The sequence below is a fragment of the Pseudomonas sp. EL_65y_Pfl2_R96 genome (assembly GCF_963970905.1).
GTDB lineage: Bacteria > Pseudomonadota > Gammaproteobacteria > Pseudomonadales > Pseudomonadaceae > Aquipseudomonas.
In genome coordinates, this window is record NZ_CAXAQH010000001.1 from 305,059 (window position 1) to 321,886 (window position 16,828).

The window sequence follows — 16,828 nt, forward strand, 5'->3', positions numbered from 1 at the left end:
CGTCATCGCGGGCAAGCCCGCTCCCACAGGGGATGATGGGTGACTGAAGGCCCGGAACAGACACAGACACAAAAAAAGACCGTGACGACATGTCAGAACCGACCTTACTGAACAAAGAAATTCGCGACTGGCTGATGGACTGCGGCCTGTTCGATCAACTGCTGCCGGCAGACTTCGTGGCGGCTTCGGGCTACTTCAGCATCAGTACCATCGCCGAAGGCGAAGAGATTTTCCATGAGGGTGATGCCGGCAGTTTCATGTGCATCATCCACACTGGTCAGGTTGCGGTGCAGAAGACCAACAGCGACGGGCAACGGGTCACCATGGCCACCTTGCGCAGCGGTCGGGCGTTCGGCGAAATGGCCGTGCTCGATGGCGAACGGCGTTCGGCCAGTTGCGTGGCCGCGAGCAATTGCCAGTTGCTCAACCTGGGCAAGGACTCCCTGGAGAAGATGCTCAATGACGCGCCGAAAATCGCCGCCAAGATCATCCGCGCCCTCGCCGTCTCCCTCTCCAAACGCTTGCGCATGGCCGACGGGCAATTACTCTTGCAGCAAGTTTAACCGCCCGGCGCTTTGATTTTGGTCGTGCTCGGCTCAAGACCCGGCAAGGTCTGGTCCTTGGGCGGATTGGGCATTTCGATTGGCGGCAACAGCGGTGCCCCGCCACTGCCGGAACCGGCCTTGGGCACGCTGGTCGGGGTGATTTGCGGGTACGGCGTCGGGGTGGCGGTGCCGGGTGAACCGGGCATCGGCGTGGGGCTGGTCGGGATGGTTTGCAGCTCTTGGGCCTGCACTGCAGTTATCGAGAGCGCGGCCAGGGCAATGGCCGTTAGAATGGTGCGCTTCATCAATGGCTCCGTTGGCCTTGTTGTCCTTTTGCAGGCTACTCCCAACTGCGCGTGTTTGCCTTCCTCCGTAGTCAATTTCTCATCAAGAGAGCCCCATGAAACGTTTCGTTCTGCTCGACACCACCCCCATTCCTGAAAACGGCGGTGCCCTGTGCCTGTTCGAATACGGCGAGGACTTCGTTATCAAGATACAGGGCGGCGACGGCGGGCAGTTGATGAACACCCGCATGCACGGCTCTGAAGATGCCCTGGCCGAAATCCCCTGCCGCAAGGTCGCCGGCCGGCCGAATTCGCGGGTATTGATCGGTGGCCTGGGCATGGGCTTCACCCTCGCCTCGGCGCTCAAGCATTTGGGCAAGACCGCTGAAGTGGTGGTCGCCGAACTGGTGCCCGGCGTGGTGGAGTGGAATCGCGGGCCGCTGGGCGAGAAAGCCGGCAACCCGCTGCTCGACCCGCGCACGGTGATCCGCATGGAAGACGTGGCCAAGGTGCTGCAAGCCGAGCCGCAAGGTTTCGATGCGATCATGCTCGACGTCGACAACGGCCCCGAAGGTTTGACCCAGAAGGCCAACAGCTGGCTCTACTCCGCTGGCGGCCTGAGCGCGTGTGCCAAGGCCCTGCGGCCAAAAGGCGTGCTGGCGGTGTGGTCGGCCAGCGCCGACCGGCAGTTTTCCGACAAGCTGAAAAAGGCCGGTTTCAAGGCCGAGGAAGTGCAAGTCTTCGCCCACGGCAACAAGGGCACCCGCCACACCATCTGGATTGCCGAGAAGCTCAAGGGCTGAGCTAAACTCACGTCATAACCGTCATTAGTCTTTTTACAAAGGTGAACCCATGAGTTCGTCCACCCCAACCAACACATCGAAGCTGGACCGCATCCTCGCCGACAACCAGCGCGACAAGGAAATGGGTTACCGCGACAAGGCCCTGAAGATGTACCCGCACGTGTGCGGCCGCTGCGCCCGTGAGTTCTCCGGCAAACGCCTGAGCGAACTGACTGTGCACCACCGCGACCACAACCATGACAACAACCCTCAGGACGGTTCGAACTGGGAACTGTTGTGCCTGTATTGCCATGACAACGAACATTCGCGCTATACCGATCAGCAGTATTTTGGCGAGGGCTCGCTGAGTACGCCGAAGATTTCCAAGGCGACGCATAACCCGTTTGCGGCGTTGGCGGGGCTGATGAAAAAAGAAGACTGAAGATCTTCAGCGCCTGCGCCGGCCCCGTCGCGAGCAAGCCCGCTCCCACAGTGATTGGCGGTGAGCACCGATGTTGTGTACGCCGCAGCCCCCTGTGGGAGCGGGCTTGCCCGCGATAGCATTTGTCCGGACACCACCAATCTACAATCTGACCACCCTCCCCCAATCCCCGTATAATCGCCGTTTTTTCCCCGAAGGCACCCCGCTCGTGGCAGACAAACGGTACAGCTGCATTGGTTTGTATAACCCCAAATCACCGGAGAACGTCGGTTCGGTGATGCGCGCCGCCGGTTGTTATGGCGTGGCGTCAGTGTTCTACACCGGCAAGCGCTATGAGCGCGCCGCCGATTTCGTCACCGACACCAAGAAAGTCCACTACGACATTCCGCTGATCGGCATCGACGACCTGAAGAAAATCCTGCCGCTGGGCTGTGTACCGGTCGCCGTGGAACTGGTCGACGGCGCCCGCTCGCTGCCGGAATACACTCACCCGGATCGCGCCCTCTACATCTTCGGCCCCGAAGACGGCTCGCTGGATAAAGAGATCCGCGACTGGTGCGAAGACGTGGTCTACATCCCGACCACCGGCTGCATGAACCTGGCGGCCACCGTCAACGTTGTGCTGTACGACCGCATGGCAAAGGGCAACAACACCCGCTCGGGGCCGAAATTCCGTTGAATCGCCGCACATCCGATGGAACGAGCCGCCCGCCTCGGCAGTCAGCTTAATTATCTATTCTTGAAGCCTGGAGACAGATCATGAGCGACCTCAAGCGCGTAGAGCGTATCGAATCCACCCCGTTCCAGACTCATTCCGACCAGAACGTCCAGGGTTGGGAGCGCATCGGTTCTGTGGCCGGCGGTGTGGTGATGGTCGGCAAGGGCCTGCGTCGCGGTGGCGTGTTCGGGTTGATTCAAGTGGCGATCGGCGGCGTGGCCCTGGCCCGAGGTATCACCGGGCACAGTTCGGCGAAAAGTTTTCTGGAAAAAAGCCGTCAGGACATGAATAACGTTCGGGCGAGGATTGAGCGTGCCGGGGATGAGCTGAGCCGCATGAGAGCCAATGCCGAAGCGGCAACCCGCACGGCGACCGTGACGGGTAATGATTCGTTGGACTCGCCGAAGGCCGGGGTCTGATCCGAAGTTGCGGTGAAGCTCCGGGCCTCTTCGCGGGCAAGCCCGCTCCCACAGTGATTGGCGGTGATCACAATTGTTGTGTACAGCGCAAACCCTGTGGGAGCGGGCTTGCCCGCGATGGCGGCGCTACTGAAGCAACTCGGTATCAAGCACCCTGGAAGACTCGCCAATAACGCTTTGCGCGAGCTGAATGAATGCCTTCGTATCCACGCTCTCCAACTGCATCGCCCCGCGCAACACATCATCCAGCGAACGCTTGTTGCGGGTTTTCAGGCGAATCTCGCGATCCAGCTCCTGTAGCAACACCACCGCTTTGGCCACCTGCGCCGGGTTGATCTGCTCCCCGCGCAATGTGCTGACCTTCTGGCTTTCCTTGACCAACTTGCTCTGCAGGCTCTCATACCGCTCATCACTCATCCCGCCTGCGCGGCGCACCAGTTCGATGGCGTAATACTCGGCAAACCCTTCGCTGATCCAGTCGCTACGCTGGCTGTCATTGATCCGCCCGAACACCTGGGCCAATTCACGCACCAAGGCACTGGTACCGCTTTCGCTGACCAGCGGCAGGCGGCTATTGAGGTAGATCGATTCATGCGCGCCCAGGCTGCCACGCCACATCGGGTCGTTGGCGCCGACAATCAGCAGCTTGCTGGGGTGACGCGGAAAAACCGCCTGCACTTGCGGCCAGACAAAGGTCAGCAGTGTCAGCACGTCCATGCGATGCATGCCCTGGCCTTGGGGTGAAGCCACGGTGACTTCGGTTTCCCCCAACTGCGTGCGACGGCTGCCGAGGTGGCCAGCGAGCATCCAGCCAATGGGACGGTCGAACAGGCGCGAGACGTTATCGATCCGGAACTTGTTTTTGCCGATCCTTGGCCAGGCGGTTTCGACGCTTTTCCAACCGGTGGGCAATTCGAATTCAAGGCGTGATACCAGCTCGATACCGTCCTGCTGATCGAGTCTGGCGGCGGGCACCAGGTCATCGCCACGCATCAGCGCCCACGTTGGCGTCGTGCGCGTGTCGAAGCTGCCGTTTTTGCGCCCATGGCTGATGCGCACGCGGTAGGTCAGGCTGGCCTTGTCGGTGGCCGGGCGCCAGACACCACGGGCCTGCTTGCCCGATGTGAGCTGCCATTGGCCGTCGGCCTTGAAATCGCTGTAGTGACTGCCATCGCCCAAGTCGAAATCCAGACTGCGCACCGCCGAGCCCTGGGCCAGGGTCAGACGCACTTCGGCCTGATCGCTTTGCGGCAACAGGCGCACGTGATAATCCAGATCGACTTTCTTGGCCGCCCACACAGGCAAACTCAGGGCCAGCAGCCCGACAGCCAACGCCCGCCGCACTCCCACAGCCATACACACTCCTATTGTGGCGAGCGAGCTTGCTCGCGCTGGGCTGCGTAGCAGCCCAAAATTCTTGTAATCACTGCCGATTATGTGAGTGCTACGCACTCAAGCGGGAGCAAGCTCCCTCGCCACACATTAACCCGCGCGGAAAATCAGATGGTCTTCCCAATCGTCTTCAGCCACGCTGCCTTCGGCGAGCATGCGCCCGGACTGGGAAATACGTTCGTGATGCACCGCATCACGATCACCGCACACCAGGTGATGCCAGAGCGGCAGGTCCTTGCCTTCACTGACCAGTCGATAACCGCAGGTCGGCGGCAGCCATTTGAACTCATCGGCCTTGCCCGGCGTGAGCTGGATGCAATCGGGCACAAAGTCGCGGCGGTTGGGGTAATCGGTGCACTGGCAGGTTTTGAGGTCCAGCAGTTTGCAGGCGATACGCGTGTAGTAGACGGCGTTGTCGTCTTCATCCTCGAGCTTTTGCAGGCAGCACAGGCCACAGCCGTCGCACAGCGATTCCCATTCCTCTTGATCGAGTTGATCGAGGGTTTTGCGTATCCAGAACGGTTCGACTTTGGCGGCCATGGCTCAAGCATCAACATCAGGTGGTGAAAAGGCCGCCAGTCTAGTGCCAAGGCACCGGCGGGCCAAGCATTGGCGACTGCCGGTACGCGGCACTTGTGAGTTTTTGCGCCGCCCGGTAGCTTTGCCAGTCGCAAAGAGCCCTACCCAAGTGCCATTAACGCTCAACCGCGTTGCATTCAGGTGAACGGCCCAGGCTCTCGGAAAACCCTATCGCTCAGCTCAACTGCGCCCACCGGTTTTTTCGACGACCCTCACTTTCAACCGTAAAGGAATCTCTTGATGAGTGCTAACCCACGCGTTGCCGACTACGCCATTCACCCTCAGTTCACCGATCGCTGGTCGCCCCGCGCCTTCACTGGCGAAACCATTCCTGAAGAGACCCTGCTGAGCTTCTTCGAAGCCGCACGCTGGGCGCCATCGGCGTACAACTCGCAGCCTTGGCGGTTTCTCTATGCCCGTCGCGATACGCCGAACTGGGAGCGTTACCTGGGCCTGCTGAACGAGTTCAACCGCAGCTGGGCACAGCACGCCTCGGCGCTGGTGATCGTGATCTCGAAAACCACCTTCGTGGCACCCGGCGCCAGCGAAGAAACCCCGGCGCTGTGGCACACCTTCGACACCGGTTCGGCCTGGGGCCACCTGGCGCTGCAAGCGAGCATCAGCGGCTGGCACACCCACGGCATGGCCGGTTTCGATCAGGACCTGACCCGCAAGGAGCTGAACATTCCTGAAGGCTACGCACTGCATGTCGCCGTGGCGATCGGCAAGCTGGGCGACAAGGCGACGCTGGCCGAGTACCTGCAAGCGCGCGAAGAGCCAAGCCCGCGTCTCCCGCTGAGCGAGTTGGCGGCTGAAGGCGATTTCACCCTCTAAGCCACAACATAAAGCCAATGTGGGAGCGAGCCTGCCCGCGATACCGGCCTGTCAGTCAATACTGATGGAGACTGATACACCGCTATCGCGAGCAGGCTCGCTCCCACATTTTGTTTGGGGGTGAGTTTAATACCCGCGTGCGAAATCCACTTCCCCGCGCAACGCTTCGCCCGCCTGATACGCCCGCAGGTTCTCGATAAACAGCTTCGCCATCATCGGCGGCGAAGTCGGTGCCGAACTGTGGCCAGTCAGCAGCAACCCCCACGCGGTCCAGAACGGATGACGTTGCGGCAGCGGCTCCTGACGGCAGACGTCGATCACGGCCCCGGCCAGGTGCCCTTCTTTCAAGGCTTCCACCAGGTCTGCATCGACCACCGCCACGCCACGCCCGACATTAATGAACAACCCGGTCGCCTTGAACTGCTTGAACAGCGCGGCGTCGTACAGGTCATGCGTATTCGGGGTATTCGGCAGCAGATTGACGACGTAATCCACTTCACCGACCAGACGCGGCAAGTCGCTCAGTGCCCCCACTTCGACAAAAGGCGCCTGCTCCCGGGCAGTGCTGGCGATGCCATATAACTCGATGCCAAACGGCAGCAGAAACTGCGCCACCGCCTGACCGATGTCACCGGTGCCGACAATCAACACCTTGCGTCCTGCAAGGCTTTGACCCTGGCGATTGTCCCATTTGCGCTCGACCTGGCTGACCAGCCGCGCCAGCACTTCGCGCTCGTGGCCGAGCATGTAAGTCAGCACGTATTCAGCCATGACCTGACCGAAAATCCCTACCGCGCGAGTCAGTCGATAGTGCCGTGGCAGGCCGTCGGCCAGCAGCGGCGTGATACCGGCCCAGGTCGACTGCAGCCATGCAGGCGTGTGGCCCTGACGCAACAGCGTTGCCAGCAAGTCCGGCTGGCCGAGCCAGACCTGGCAATCGGCGGCCTGACGGGACAGTTCGGCGGAGTCACCGCTGGTCAGTACTTCCAGATCAGGCGCTGCCTGACGCAACAGTTGGGCATACACAGGGTGGTCGTGTTCAGCAATCAGAACGCGCATGGTTCAAACCTTTCAAAAACAGTGCAGACGACCACCGACGGAGTATCACTCCATCGTCGTGGCCATCGCCAAAATCATTCCAGTGTTTCTTTCATAAAGGCCCTGAATAGAGCCTGTCTGCGATCACATCGGGTCGTTGCGGCGCAGCAATTCTTCCGGCAAGTGTTCGATGTACTCGTCTTCGGCCGGCGGCATTTGCAGGTGGTAGCCCTGCTTGTCGAGGTTCTCCAGTACTACAGTAATGTCTTCGCGCGACAGCTTGCGCTCGGGGCTCAGCACCAGATCAAAAGCGTGGATGGCTTTGCCGAAAGCCGCCATCAGGGATTCAGGCACGCGCTCCAGTGCATCGCTCTTGAGCACATAGAGGTACATCTCGTTTTTCTTCGAGCTTCGATAAATGGAGCAAATACGTTTCAAGGCTGTTCTCCGGCGGTGGCCAGGCTGTCGAGCAGCGCCCGGCCCATCAATTCGCGGCGCCAGCCACGCAGCGAATCAGGCAATTGGTAGGGCCCCTTGGGAAAGCCGCTCTTGAGCAGCGCTTCCAGGGTTTTCTTGCGCAGCATCAGCTCCGGCGCGATGTTCAGGCGCTCGGCTTCGGCCTGGCCGATGGCCCGCAGCTGTTTGACCAGCGCGGCGGCTTCCACCGGCAATGGCTCCGGCACTGCCGGCGGCCATTGATCAGGCGACACACTGCCCGAGCGCTTGATCAGATCAAGCAGAAACTCGCCGTCCTGACGCACGGTACGCGGGTGCATGTCTTCGATTTTCGCCAACGCGCCAAGGTTGTCCGGTTGCGTGCGCGCCAGTGGCCACAGGGAATGTTCACGGACAATGCGGTTGCGCGGCAGATCACGGGCGCGGGCTTCGCGCTCACGCCAGGCGCAGAGTTCACGCAGCACGGCGAGTTGGGCGCGGGACAGTTTCCAGGCCAGTTTGGCATCGCGATAGACCTCATACGGGTCGACCTCGCGACGCAGATTGGCCACCAGCTCGGCACCGTCTTCCAGGACCCAGGCGTATTTTTCGTCAGAAAGCTTAGGACGCAGCTGTACGAAAACTTCCGCCAGGTGCAGGGCATCTTCGGCGGCGTAGCTGATTTGAGTGTCGGATAGAGGGCGTTGCAGCCAGTCGGAGCGGGTCTCGCCCTTGGGCAGGTCGATACCGAGCACTTCCTGCACCAGCCGCGAATAGCCCATGGAAAAACCCAGGTTCAGGTAAGCGCCGGCCAGTTGGGTGTCGAACAGCGGTGCCGGCAGGCTGCCGGTCAGGCGCAACAGGACTTCGAGGTCCTCGCTGCACGCATGCACGACCTTGACCACGGCCGGGTTTTCCAGCAACGCGGCCAGGGGCTGCCAGTTGTCGATGGTCAGAGGGTCAATCAGGTAAGCGCGTACGCCATCGCCGATCTGCAGCAGGCCTGCGATCGGATAAAAGGTGTCGACCCGCATGAATTCGGTGTCGAGGGCAACGAATGGCAGCTGCTGCCACTCGGCGCAAAATTGACCGAGGCTATCGTTGTCGCGAATCCAGTGAATATCGATGGCCACACGGCTCTCCCTTGAAGAATGGCGCGCAGTATATATCGCCCCCGGCGATTTCCGCGCATTCACTGAACAAGAGCTTTAGCGAAAATACCTGCCGGACAGCAAGAATTGTCTGATAGATGGTGACTAGGGGGCGCTCTCAATTAGTTTCCCCTCGGTGTGGAAACTAATTGAGAACGCCCCCTAGCTGCCCTTACGCAACACGTAGACCCGCATCCTCGTGCAACCCGGCAGGAAGTCGTGATGACTGAGCAAGCGGAAACCCGCCTGCCTGAACTCGGCCTCAAGCGCGGCTTTGCTGGCTTGCGGCTGGATTTGTGCGCCTTCTGAGCCCAATCGCCGGAGCTTGAAATGCGCTTCAACCCGTACCGCCACAATCACCGTATCGCGGCTGACCCGGTGGAACTCGCCCAGCATGGCCAACCGATGCTCGGGACTGGTGATGTGCTGGAACAGTTGCAGGCAAAGAATGCAGTCAACCGCATTCGCCGACAAGCCGATGGTGAAGGCTGAACTCTGAAAGGTCTTGACCCGATCCAGCAGGTTCTGTGGATGGTGGGTGCGGGCGTGATCGAGCATGTCCTGAGACGGATCGGTTGCGAGGATCACCCGGTTCGCATGCTCGGCCAGTACCGGCCAGAAACGCCCGGCACCGCAGGCCACATCAAGAATCAATCCCGGTTCGCCCGCGACCTGAAGCGCGTTACGCACCAGTTGCTCATCGCGCCAGAACGTCAAACGCCCCGCCAGGCCACGCGGTCGCGGCTGCGAGCAGACGCGGGCGTGTGCCTGATCGTAGCGCCGGGCGAACTCAAGTTCGACGGCGGAAGGGGGTTGCGCGGACATGTGCAATGGCTCTGTTTGGACGTTCCAGGCGCCGCAGGTTAGCGGTCGCCACGTGAAAAAAAGGTCGAGCACTCATTTCTTGGCCAGCACACCGTCGATCACTGCACCGCGGCATTCGGAGAACATGTCCAGCCCCGGGTTGTAGACCTTGCTGTTGACCTCCAGCAGACCGAGCATCGAATGGAACAGGTTGTCCTGGCTCAAGGGCTTCTCGCGACTCAGTTGCAGGCAATGGGTGTCCACCGAGAACGACTTTTGATAGCTGTCGGAGAACCACGCCAGCATCGCGACGTGCTTCTGCTGTTCCGGCGCCAGCATGTAAGGCGTGCCATGCAGGAACAGGTTGTATTCGCCCAGCGATTCGCCGTGGTCCGACAGATAAAGCATCGCGGTATCGACTTTGTCCTGATTGCTACGCAACAGGTCGATCAGGCTCGACAGCACGTGGTCGGTATACACCAGCGTATTGTCGTAGCCATTGATGATGCTTTCACGGCTGCAATTGTTCAGCGCATTGCTTTCACACACCGGCGTGAAGTGTTCGTACTCTTTCGGGTAGCGCTTGAAGTATCCCGGACCGTGACTGCCCATTTGGTGCAGTACCAGCACCGTGTCTTTATCCAGCGTGTCGATGAAGTGCTGCAAACCTTGCAGGAGAATTTCATCGCGGCACTCGCTGTTGGCGCACAGCACCGGATCTTTCAGGTTACTCACGTCATCGACAGTGACCCGATCGCAGGTGCCTTTGCAGCCCGACTGGTTATCGCGCCAGATCACCTCGAGACCGGCGTGTTTGAGCACGTCCAGCAAACCTTCCTGGTTCTTCGCCTTGCTGGCGTTGTAATCCTTGCGGCCCATGTTGGAGAACATGCAGGGCACCGACACAGCCGTTTCCGTGCCGCAGGAGTGCACATCGGTGAAAGCAATAAGGCCGGCTTCCTTATTCAGTTCCGGTGTGGTGTCGCGGTTATAACCCAGGATGCCGAAGTTCTCGGCCCGGGCGCTTTCGCCCACCACCAGTACCGTCAGGGATTTACGGCCGTGGGTCTGCCAGACAGGATTTTTCCGGGCATCTTCACCCAGCTTGGCGAAGGGTTGTTGCGCAGACACCACTTGCTCACGCAAATAACCGACCGAGGCACCGATGTAGTTGCTCGGCACCACCATCAGGCGCAATTCATGGTGATTGCGAAACAACGACGACAGGCCTTGATAATTGACCAATGCGACACCGCCAATCACCGCAGCCGAGGCGACACTTACCAGCACTTTACTTAATAACTCACGGTGCCAGCGACGGTAATTGACCGGGATTTTCCACAACAACCACGACGGCAAGACGCCGAGCAGCACGATATAAACAAACAGTTTGAGCGAGAGTAAGTCGCGTACTTCCGTGGCATTGGTTTCTGCGAAGTTACGCAACATGCCGGCGTCAATCAGCACACCGTATTGACTCATGAAGTACGCCACACCGGCACTGATCAGAAAGATCAGCGTCAACAGGGGTTTCATCACGGGCCGGAATGCCAGCAACGTCAGCACAATGTTGAAGGCCGCCAGGATCATCACCCCGAACGCGACACGCATGACGATGCCTTTACCGTCTGCGGCGGTGATATCGAAGAGGTGTTGCCAGAGAACTAAATTGAACCCTGCCAATAGAAAGGCACTGGAAACCAACGTCACCCACTCGGGGCGCACGGCTTTGAACTTCAACATGTGATCGGCTGTTCCTGAAAAGAAGTGCCCGCGGCAAATGTGAAAATTTCATTGACCGAGGCGACACAAATCTTAAGCAGTCAACCATCAATTTTTCGTGAAAAAGAAGCCAACGAATAGTTGGCTCATGGCATTTGGCCAAAACTTTCAACACTGGAGACCCGTTTCAAGCCTGGTGCAGATACCAGCGCCAGTCCTGCTCACCGACTTCGCCCATGAACCGCCGGTATTCGGCACGTTTCACTGCCAGGTACACACCAAGAAACTCACAGCCGAATGCCTCCCGTGCCCAATTCGAACTTTCCAGCGCTCGCAAGGTGGTCAGCCAGTCGGTCGGTAACAGTTGCGTGGCCTGGGCGTAACCGTTGCCTTCTACCGGTACTCCAGGGTCAAGCTGCTCGCGGATGCCGCGATGAATACCGGCCAGGATCGCCGCAGCCGCCAGATACGGATTGGCGTCGGCACCACAGATGCGATGCTCGATATGCCGGGAGAATGCCGGCCCGCCGGGCACTCGCAAACTCACGGTGCGGTTGTCCACGCCCCAGGTGGCCGCCAGTGGTGCGTAGCTATGGGTCTGGAAACGACGGTAAGAGTTGGCGTTTGGACAGAACAGCAGCAACGAATCGAGCAATGTGGCGAGCATCCCGCCGACCGCTTGTTTGAGCAGCGGCGTGCCCTCCGGGGCGTCGCTGGCGAACAGGTTGTTGCCGTCCTTGTCCGCCAGGCTGACGTGCATGTGCATGCCGGTGCCGGCCAGGTCATCGAAAGGCTTGGCCATGAAACAAGCCGCCATCCCGTGCTTGTGGGCCACGCCCTTGACCAGCCGCTTGTAACGCACTGCCTCGTCCATCGCCTGCAAAGCGTCGGTGCGGTGTTCGAGAGTGATTTCCACCTGCCCCGGTGCGTATTCGGAAATCGCCGTGCGCGCCGGAATGCCCTGGAGCTTGCAGGCGCTGTAGAGGTCGGCCAGAAACGGTTCGATCTGTTCCAGTTCACGCAAGCCGTAGACCTGAGTCCCACGGGGCCGCCCGCCATCGACATCCCGCGCCGGCTGCGGCCGACCGTTGCTGTCGCGCTGCTGATCCAGCAGATAGAACTCCAGCTCCGCCGCCATCACCGGGTAATAACCGTCAGTCTGCAAGCCTTCGATGACCTTGGCCAAGAGGTACCGTGGGTCGGCGATGGTCGCGGGCATGCCCTCTTTTGGATGCATGCTGACCTGCACCGCCGCCGTGGGAATCAATCGCCACGGCATACGCTGCAAACTGCCGCTGAGCGGATAAGCGCGACAATCGATATCACCCACGTCCCAGACCAGCCCGGAGTTTTCCACGTCATCGCCATTGATAGTCAGGCCCAGGATGGTACTCGGCAGTGGCCGCCCGCTTTCGTAAACCGCCAGCAGTTCATCGCGATGCAGTAATTTGCCCCGTGGCACACCATTGTTGTCGAGGATGAACAGCTCGAATAGCTCGATATCGCGATTGTGTTCCAGGAAGGTCAGGGCTTGTTCTTTCGTGGCAAAGGATGTTGTCGCACAGCTCATGGGAATTCTCGTTTATCCGCGTCAGGCAAACGCACAAGCGTAGCCAGTTTGATTCCGGCGCACCGCGCGGAACCTGTAAGAATACTCAACGGGACATGTACGAATCCGGCGGGCGCGCGTGGCGGCAGTGCCACAGCGCCCAGAAGGCCAGTTCAGAAGGAAGTGCAGACAGGCTTGGCGCGCAGGCAGGCCTGTAGAGGCGACGTGGCTGAAGGCTTGAAGTGGCGCCAGACGCACCCTCGTGTTTGATTCCGATCAGCCAGACGTCCATGGAAAAGACCGCGGTAAACAGATGCAAAGCAGCGTCACACGGGCAGATAAGCCGTTAAATCCAGACTTGATGAACCTTGGTTGCAGATTGACTAAACATTTCTTCCAGTAACCAACCTAATTTCTCGATAGCCCCAGCGACATTTCAGTTTGCCCCTGCTGGCATGCAGCGGCCTAATCACAGACTTGTATTTTTGGGGTTCCGTTATGGAAAACGTTCGCACTTCAAGCGCCTATGCCGGATGGCTGATGCTCAGCGTGGTATTGGTGGCACTGAACCTGAGGCCTTCGATGGCCGCTGTCGGGCCGTTGTTGTCGGCCATTCGCGGGGATGTTCCCCTGAGTTTCAGTACCGCTTCGCTACTGACCATGCTGCCCGTCATGGCAATGGGCCTGGCGATGTTCCTGGGAATGCGCATTGCGCAACGGGTTGGCGAACACCGCACCATCATCCTGTCCTTGTTGATCATCGGGGTGGCCACGGTCTCGCGGCTGTACCTGGACAGCGCCCTCGAGCTGATCCTCAGCGCGGTACTGGCCGGGCTGGGGATCGCCCTCATTCAGGCGGTGATGCCGGCGCTGATCAAGTCACGCTTCAGCGACAACGTTTCGCTGTTCATGGGTTTGTATGTCACCTCGATCATGGGCGGAGCGGCGATTGCAGCATCGTTCTCGCCTTTCGTCCTGGCGCAAACCGGTAGTTGGCGGATGGGCCTGGCAATCTGGGCGCTACTGACGCTGGTTGCCCTGGTCTTCTGGCTTGCCCAGCGCTCGGCAATCGCGCCATTGCCGGCGGCGCCGATGGGGCGCCAGGAGTCCTTCGTCGGTAACTCACGGGCCTGGTTGCTGGCGATTTTCTTCGGTTTGGGCACGGCCTCCTACACCTGTGTACTGGCCTGGCTAGCCCCGTATTACGTGGAGAAAGGCTGGAGTGAACAGAATGCCGGCTTATTGCTGGGGTTTCTCACGGCCATGGAAGTTGTCTCCGGGCTGATAACACCCGCGATTGCCAACCGCAGCCAGGACAAGCGTCTGGTATTGGTCGTTCTGCTGGCCTTGATCATGGCCGGCTTCTGCGGCCTGATCCTCAGCCCGGAACGCTTTAGCCTGCTATGGCCGTGCCTGTTGGGCCTGGGCATTGGCGGTCTGTTCCCGATGAGCCTGATCGTGTCCCTTGATCATCTGGATAACCCGCGTCGTGCCGGCGGCCTGACGGCCTTTGTGCAAGGCGTCGGTTACCTGATCGCGGGCCTCTCGCCGCTGATTGCCGGGATGATTCGCGACCAATTGGGTAGCTTCGAATGGGCCTGGTGGTCACTCACAGCAGTGATGGCGGTGATGATTGTAATGGTGCTGCGCTTCAACCCAAGGCAATACGCGCAGCATATCCAATAGTCTGTTTTTCGTAGGAGCCAGGCTTGCCGGCGAAGGCGCTCTTAAGGACGCCTTCGCCGGCAAGCCTGGCTCCTACATGTCCGGTTTACCGCTCAAACGCTGGGAAAGGAACTCATGAAACAAGTCGGTTTTGCAGAAGCTCACTGGGGCATGCTGATCTGGGCGATGCTGATCGCATCGTCTTTCTTTGCGGCGGCAGAGGTCAGCCAATCTATAGATCCAATACTGTTGACCGGGCTGCGTTTGTTGTTTTCAGCCTTGATGTTCTTGCCACTGCTGTTATTGAAAAACACGTCACCGATCTCGGCCAGAGGCTTGCTGGCGCATGCAGTTCTTGGGCTGCTGCTGGCAACGTATTTTGGTTCGCTGTTTGAAGCGCTGCGCTATACCACCGCGGTCAATACCGCGACGCTGTACACGCTGGTGCCACTGATGACGTTATTTTTTGAGGTATTACTGCTGCCGAACCCAAGCCTGAAGAGCCGCTTGTTGCCGATGTCGATTGCAGCGATCGGTGCCCTGCTGCTGACTCTCAAAGGGGCGGCTCCAGGCGAACTGCCTGCACTGTACCCGGTACTGCTCTTCGGCGTCGGCTGCCTGGCGATGGCGCTTTATTCGCCTCTGAGCCAGCGATTCAAGGTCAAGACCTTGAAGGGGCGTGACCCGGTGGCGATGACCTTCTGGAACATGCTTTTCGGTTCGCTGTTTCTGTTTGTGTTCTGTCTGTTTAACGGCGGTTGGCGCAGCGGTGCGCAGTTGTCATCGAGCGATATGTTCTGGCTTGTATACCTGGCACTGTTTGGCACCCTCGGGACATTCTGGCTGCTGCATCGGGCAATCGGGGTGATTTCACCGTCAACGGTGGTTTCCTACGTCTACCTGAACACCTTGTTTGTCACATTGTTTCACTGGTTCTGGCTCAGACAGCAACCGGTGCTGATAGAAGTCACCGGTGCCGTGCTGGTGGGTATCGGCATGCTGGCATTGGTGATCACCAGCCGTAACGCCAAAACCGTTACGGCTTGAGATCCTTCAGAGAGTGACTGCGTCCAACGGGGCCACCGGACTCCAGCGCTCCAGTTCGCGCTCAAGGAAATTGGCCACGGCCAGCAGCCGCTCTTCCTGCCAGTGCGGGCCGACTATCTGGATGCCGATCGGCATCCCGTTGGCCGGATCATGCCCGGCGCGAATGACCACCGCCGGTGAACCGGAGAGGCTGAACGGAAACACAAAGGAATAGCGATCACGATCCTGCAAAGACTCGCCATGAGCGAATGCCACGTCCGGGAACACCGGACAAATGAACAGATCGTGCTGATTGAAGAACTTCGCCAAGTGATAGCGAAACGTATCGATCAGAATCCAGTCGCGCTTCATTTCATCCACGCTCAACTCGACCTCTTCGCTCAAGCGAATCAACCCTGTGGTGGCGGGCGTATAGGTCTGTTTGTCCATGGACTGGAACAAACGCTTCCAGCCACGCCCGGCATCCCCACCCGTGATGAAAACCCGCCAGAGCACATCGCAGGCCTCGTCGAGCATCTGCGGAGCCGTCGGTGTAACCTGCGCCACCACACTGCTCAGGCAACTCTCGACCCGTTGCAGAACCTGCTTCACCGCCGGGCTCACCCGGGTTCTGGTGGATTCCCAGGACAGCGCGACACGCATTTGGTCCAGTGGCTTACTGTCAGCGAACGGCACATCGACGGTGTCCGGATCGTGACCGTCAGCGCCGCTGATCAGTTGCCCGAGTAACGCCAGATCGTCGACATAACGCCCCATCACGCCAAACGCCGACGTCAGATGAAACAGCCCGGAGCGATCACAGGGAAACTGGCCGGTCAACGGCACACGCCCCTGGGTCAGTTTCATGCCGCAGATACCGTTGAAGTGCGCCGGAATCCGCACACTGCCGCCAGCATCCGAGGCCAGCCCGGCCGGCGAGCAACCGGCCGCGATGGCCGCCGCTTCACCGCCACTGCTACCGCCAGCGGAGCGCTGCCTGTCATAAGGATTGAGCGTGCGGCCATACAGCAGATTGTCGGTTTCAAACGCCATGCACAGCTCGGGAACATTGGTGATCCCAAGAATGATCGCTCCCGCCTGGCGAAGTCGGGCAACGACCGTGGCATCCTCCTGACTGGCCTCGCCCAGCAACTCCTTCAGGCCTCGCGACATTCGAAAGCCGCGCACATGGCAGACGTCCTTGATGGTCATGGGGATGCCGTGTAAAGGGCCACGAATCTTTCCGATGCGGGCCATCTCATCGGCCTCCCGGGCCTGTCGACGCAGTTCGTCGACAGACTCCAGTTGAATCAGGGCATTGATCTGCGGATTGCGTTCGGCAATACGCTGCAGGTAGAACTCCAGCAAGTTGACGCTGGTCAGCACACCGCGACGCAGCAGACCGGCCATTTCGCGCAGGGTCAGAGTATCGGGATTGAACAT

The 16,828-nt window shown here is 59.7% G+C and carries 18 protein-coding genes; 8 read left to right on the forward strand and 10 right to left on the reverse strand.

What is annotated here, in order from left to right:
* Positions 1–89 precede the first annotated feature (89 nt).
* A complete protein-coding gene (locus AACY49_RS01360; protein WP_258697089.1) occupies positions 90–563 on the forward strand; it encodes a cyclic nucleotide-binding domain-containing protein in 474 nt (157 codons plus the stop codon).
* Here AACY49_RS01360 and AACY49_RS01365 read toward each other — a convergent pair.
* Positions 560–850, reverse strand: a complete 291-nt coding sequence (locus AACY49_RS01365; RefSeq protein ID WP_339521437.1) for a hypothetical protein — start codon at positions 848–850, stop codon at positions 560–562. The two genes, AACY49_RS01360 and AACY49_RS01365, sit on opposite strands and share 4 nt — an antisense overlap.
* Before the next feature lie 95 nt (positions 851–945).
* On the opposite strand from AACY49_RS01365, the gene AACY49_RS01370 reads away from it, so the two are divergent.
* From AACY49_RS01370 to AACY49_RS01385, 4 genes are all read left to right on the forward strand, one after another.
* Positions 946–1,632, forward strand: a complete 687-nt coding sequence (locus AACY49_RS01370) for a spermidine synthase (protein ID WP_007898703.1) — start codon at positions 946–948, stop codon at positions 1,630–1,632.
* Positions 1,633–1,681: 49 nt separating this feature from the next.
* Complete coding sequence (locus tag AACY49_RS01375; protein ID WP_339521438.1) at positions 1,682–2,053, forward strand: YajD family HNH nuclease; 372 nt, start codon at positions 1,682–1,684, stop codon at positions 2,051–2,053.
* A 208-nt stretch (positions 2,054–2,261) separates the two neighbouring features.
* A complete protein-coding gene (locus tag AACY49_RS01380; protein WP_007942196.1) occupies positions 2,262–2,732 on the forward strand; it encodes an RNA methyltransferase in 471 nt (156 codons plus the stop codon).
* Positions 2,733–2,812: 80 nt separating this feature from the next.
* A complete protein-coding gene (locus AACY49_RS01385; protein WP_258697091.1) occupies positions 2,813–3,190 on the forward strand; it encodes a YgaP family membrane protein in 378 nt (125 codons plus the stop codon).
* Between the two features lie 126 nt (positions 3,191–3,316).
* Here the strand turns inward: AACY49_RS01385 and AACY49_RS01390 are convergent, their stop codons facing one another.
* Both AACY49_RS01390 and AACY49_RS01395 read right to left on the reverse strand, forming a co-directional pair.
* Positions 3,317–4,546, reverse strand: coding sequence for a hypothetical protein (locus tag AACY49_RS01390; protein WP_339521439.1), 1,230 nt, complete (start codon positions 4,544–4,546; stop codon positions 3,317–3,319).
* A 126-nt stretch (positions 4,547–4,672) separates the two neighbouring features.
* The gene (locus AACY49_RS01395) at positions 4,673–5,122 is read right to left on the reverse strand and encodes a YcgN family cysteine cluster protein (RefSeq protein ID WP_007942199.1); all 450 of its coding nucleotides are present in this window, start codon (positions 5,120–5,122) and stop codon (positions 4,673–4,675) included.
* A gap of 279 nt (positions 5,123–5,401) precedes the next feature.
* Between AACY49_RS01395 and AACY49_RS01400 the strand changes: the two genes are divergently transcribed.
* Entirely contained in the window at positions 5,402–5,995 is a 594-nt protein-coding gene (locus AACY49_RS01400; protein WP_258697093.1) for a nitroreductase family protein, read from the forward strand.
* A 126-nt stretch (positions 5,996–6,121) separates the two neighbouring features.
* Here the strand turns inward: AACY49_RS01400 and AACY49_RS01405 are convergent, their stop codons facing one another.
* The 6 genes from AACY49_RS01405 to AACY49_RS01430 all read right to left on the reverse strand — a co-directional run bounded on the left by AACY49_RS01405 (position 6,122) and on the right by AACY49_RS01430 (position 12,715).
* A complete protein-coding gene (locus AACY49_RS01405) occupies positions 6,122–7,054 on the reverse strand; it encodes a D-2-hydroxyacid dehydrogenase (RefSeq protein WP_339521440.1) in 933 nt (310 codons plus the stop codon).
* 123 nt (positions 7,055–7,177) lie between these two features.
* Positions 7,178–7,471 (reverse strand): YcgL domain-containing protein, encoded by a 294-nt coding sequence (locus tag AACY49_RS01410; RefSeq protein WP_253419765.1) that lies wholly within the window; start codon positions 7,469–7,471, stop codon positions 7,178–7,180.
* Complete coding sequence (gene rnd / locus AACY49_RS01415) at positions 7,468–8,601, reverse strand: ribonuclease D (RefSeq protein ID WP_339521441.1); 1,134 nt, start codon at positions 8,599–8,601, stop codon at positions 7,468–7,470. The genes AACY49_RS01410 and rnd overlap by 4 nt, the downstream gene beginning before the upstream one ends.
* A 180-nt stretch (positions 8,602–8,781) precedes the next feature.
* The gene (locus AACY49_RS01420; RefSeq protein WP_339521442.1) at positions 8,782–9,444 is read right to left on the reverse strand and encodes a class I SAM-dependent methyltransferase; all 663 of its coding nucleotides are present in this window, start codon (positions 9,442–9,444) and stop codon (positions 8,782–8,784) included.
* A gap of 72 nt (positions 9,445–9,516) precedes the next feature.
* Entirely contained in the window at positions 9,517–11,166 is a 1,650-nt protein-coding gene (locus tag AACY49_RS01425) for a phosphoethanolamine transferase (protein WP_339521443.1), read from the reverse strand.
* Positions 11,167–11,332: 166 nt separating this feature from the next.
* Positions 11,333–12,715 carry a glutamine synthetase family protein gene (locus tag AACY49_RS01430; protein WP_339521444.1) on the reverse strand — a complete coding sequence of 461 codons (1,383 nt, stop codon included), beginning with the start codon at positions 12,713–12,715 and terminating at the stop codon, positions 11,333–11,335.
* Between the two features lie 477 nt (positions 12,716–13,192).
* Between AACY49_RS01430 and AACY49_RS01435 the strand changes: the two genes are divergently transcribed.
* Together AACY49_RS01435 and AACY49_RS01440 are read left to right on the forward strand one after the other, a co-directional pair.
* Positions 13,193–14,380: a cyanate transporter gene (locus AACY49_RS01435; protein WP_339521445.1), complete on the forward strand. Its 1,188-nt coding sequence runs from the start codon at positions 13,193–13,195 to the stop codon at positions 14,378–14,380.
* 114 nt (positions 14,381–14,494) lie between these two features.
* Positions 14,495–15,406, forward strand: coding sequence for a DMT family transporter (locus AACY49_RS01440; RefSeq protein ID WP_123721932.1), 912 nt, complete (start codon positions 14,495–14,497; stop codon positions 15,404–15,406).
* A gap of 6 nt (positions 15,407–15,412) precedes the next feature.
* On the opposite strand, the gene AACY49_RS01445 is transcribed toward AACY49_RS01440, so the two are convergent.
* Positions 15,413–16,828 (reverse strand): amidase, encoded by a 1,416-nt coding sequence (locus AACY49_RS01445; RefSeq protein WP_201059764.1) that lies wholly within the window; start codon positions 16,826–16,828, stop codon positions 15,413–15,415.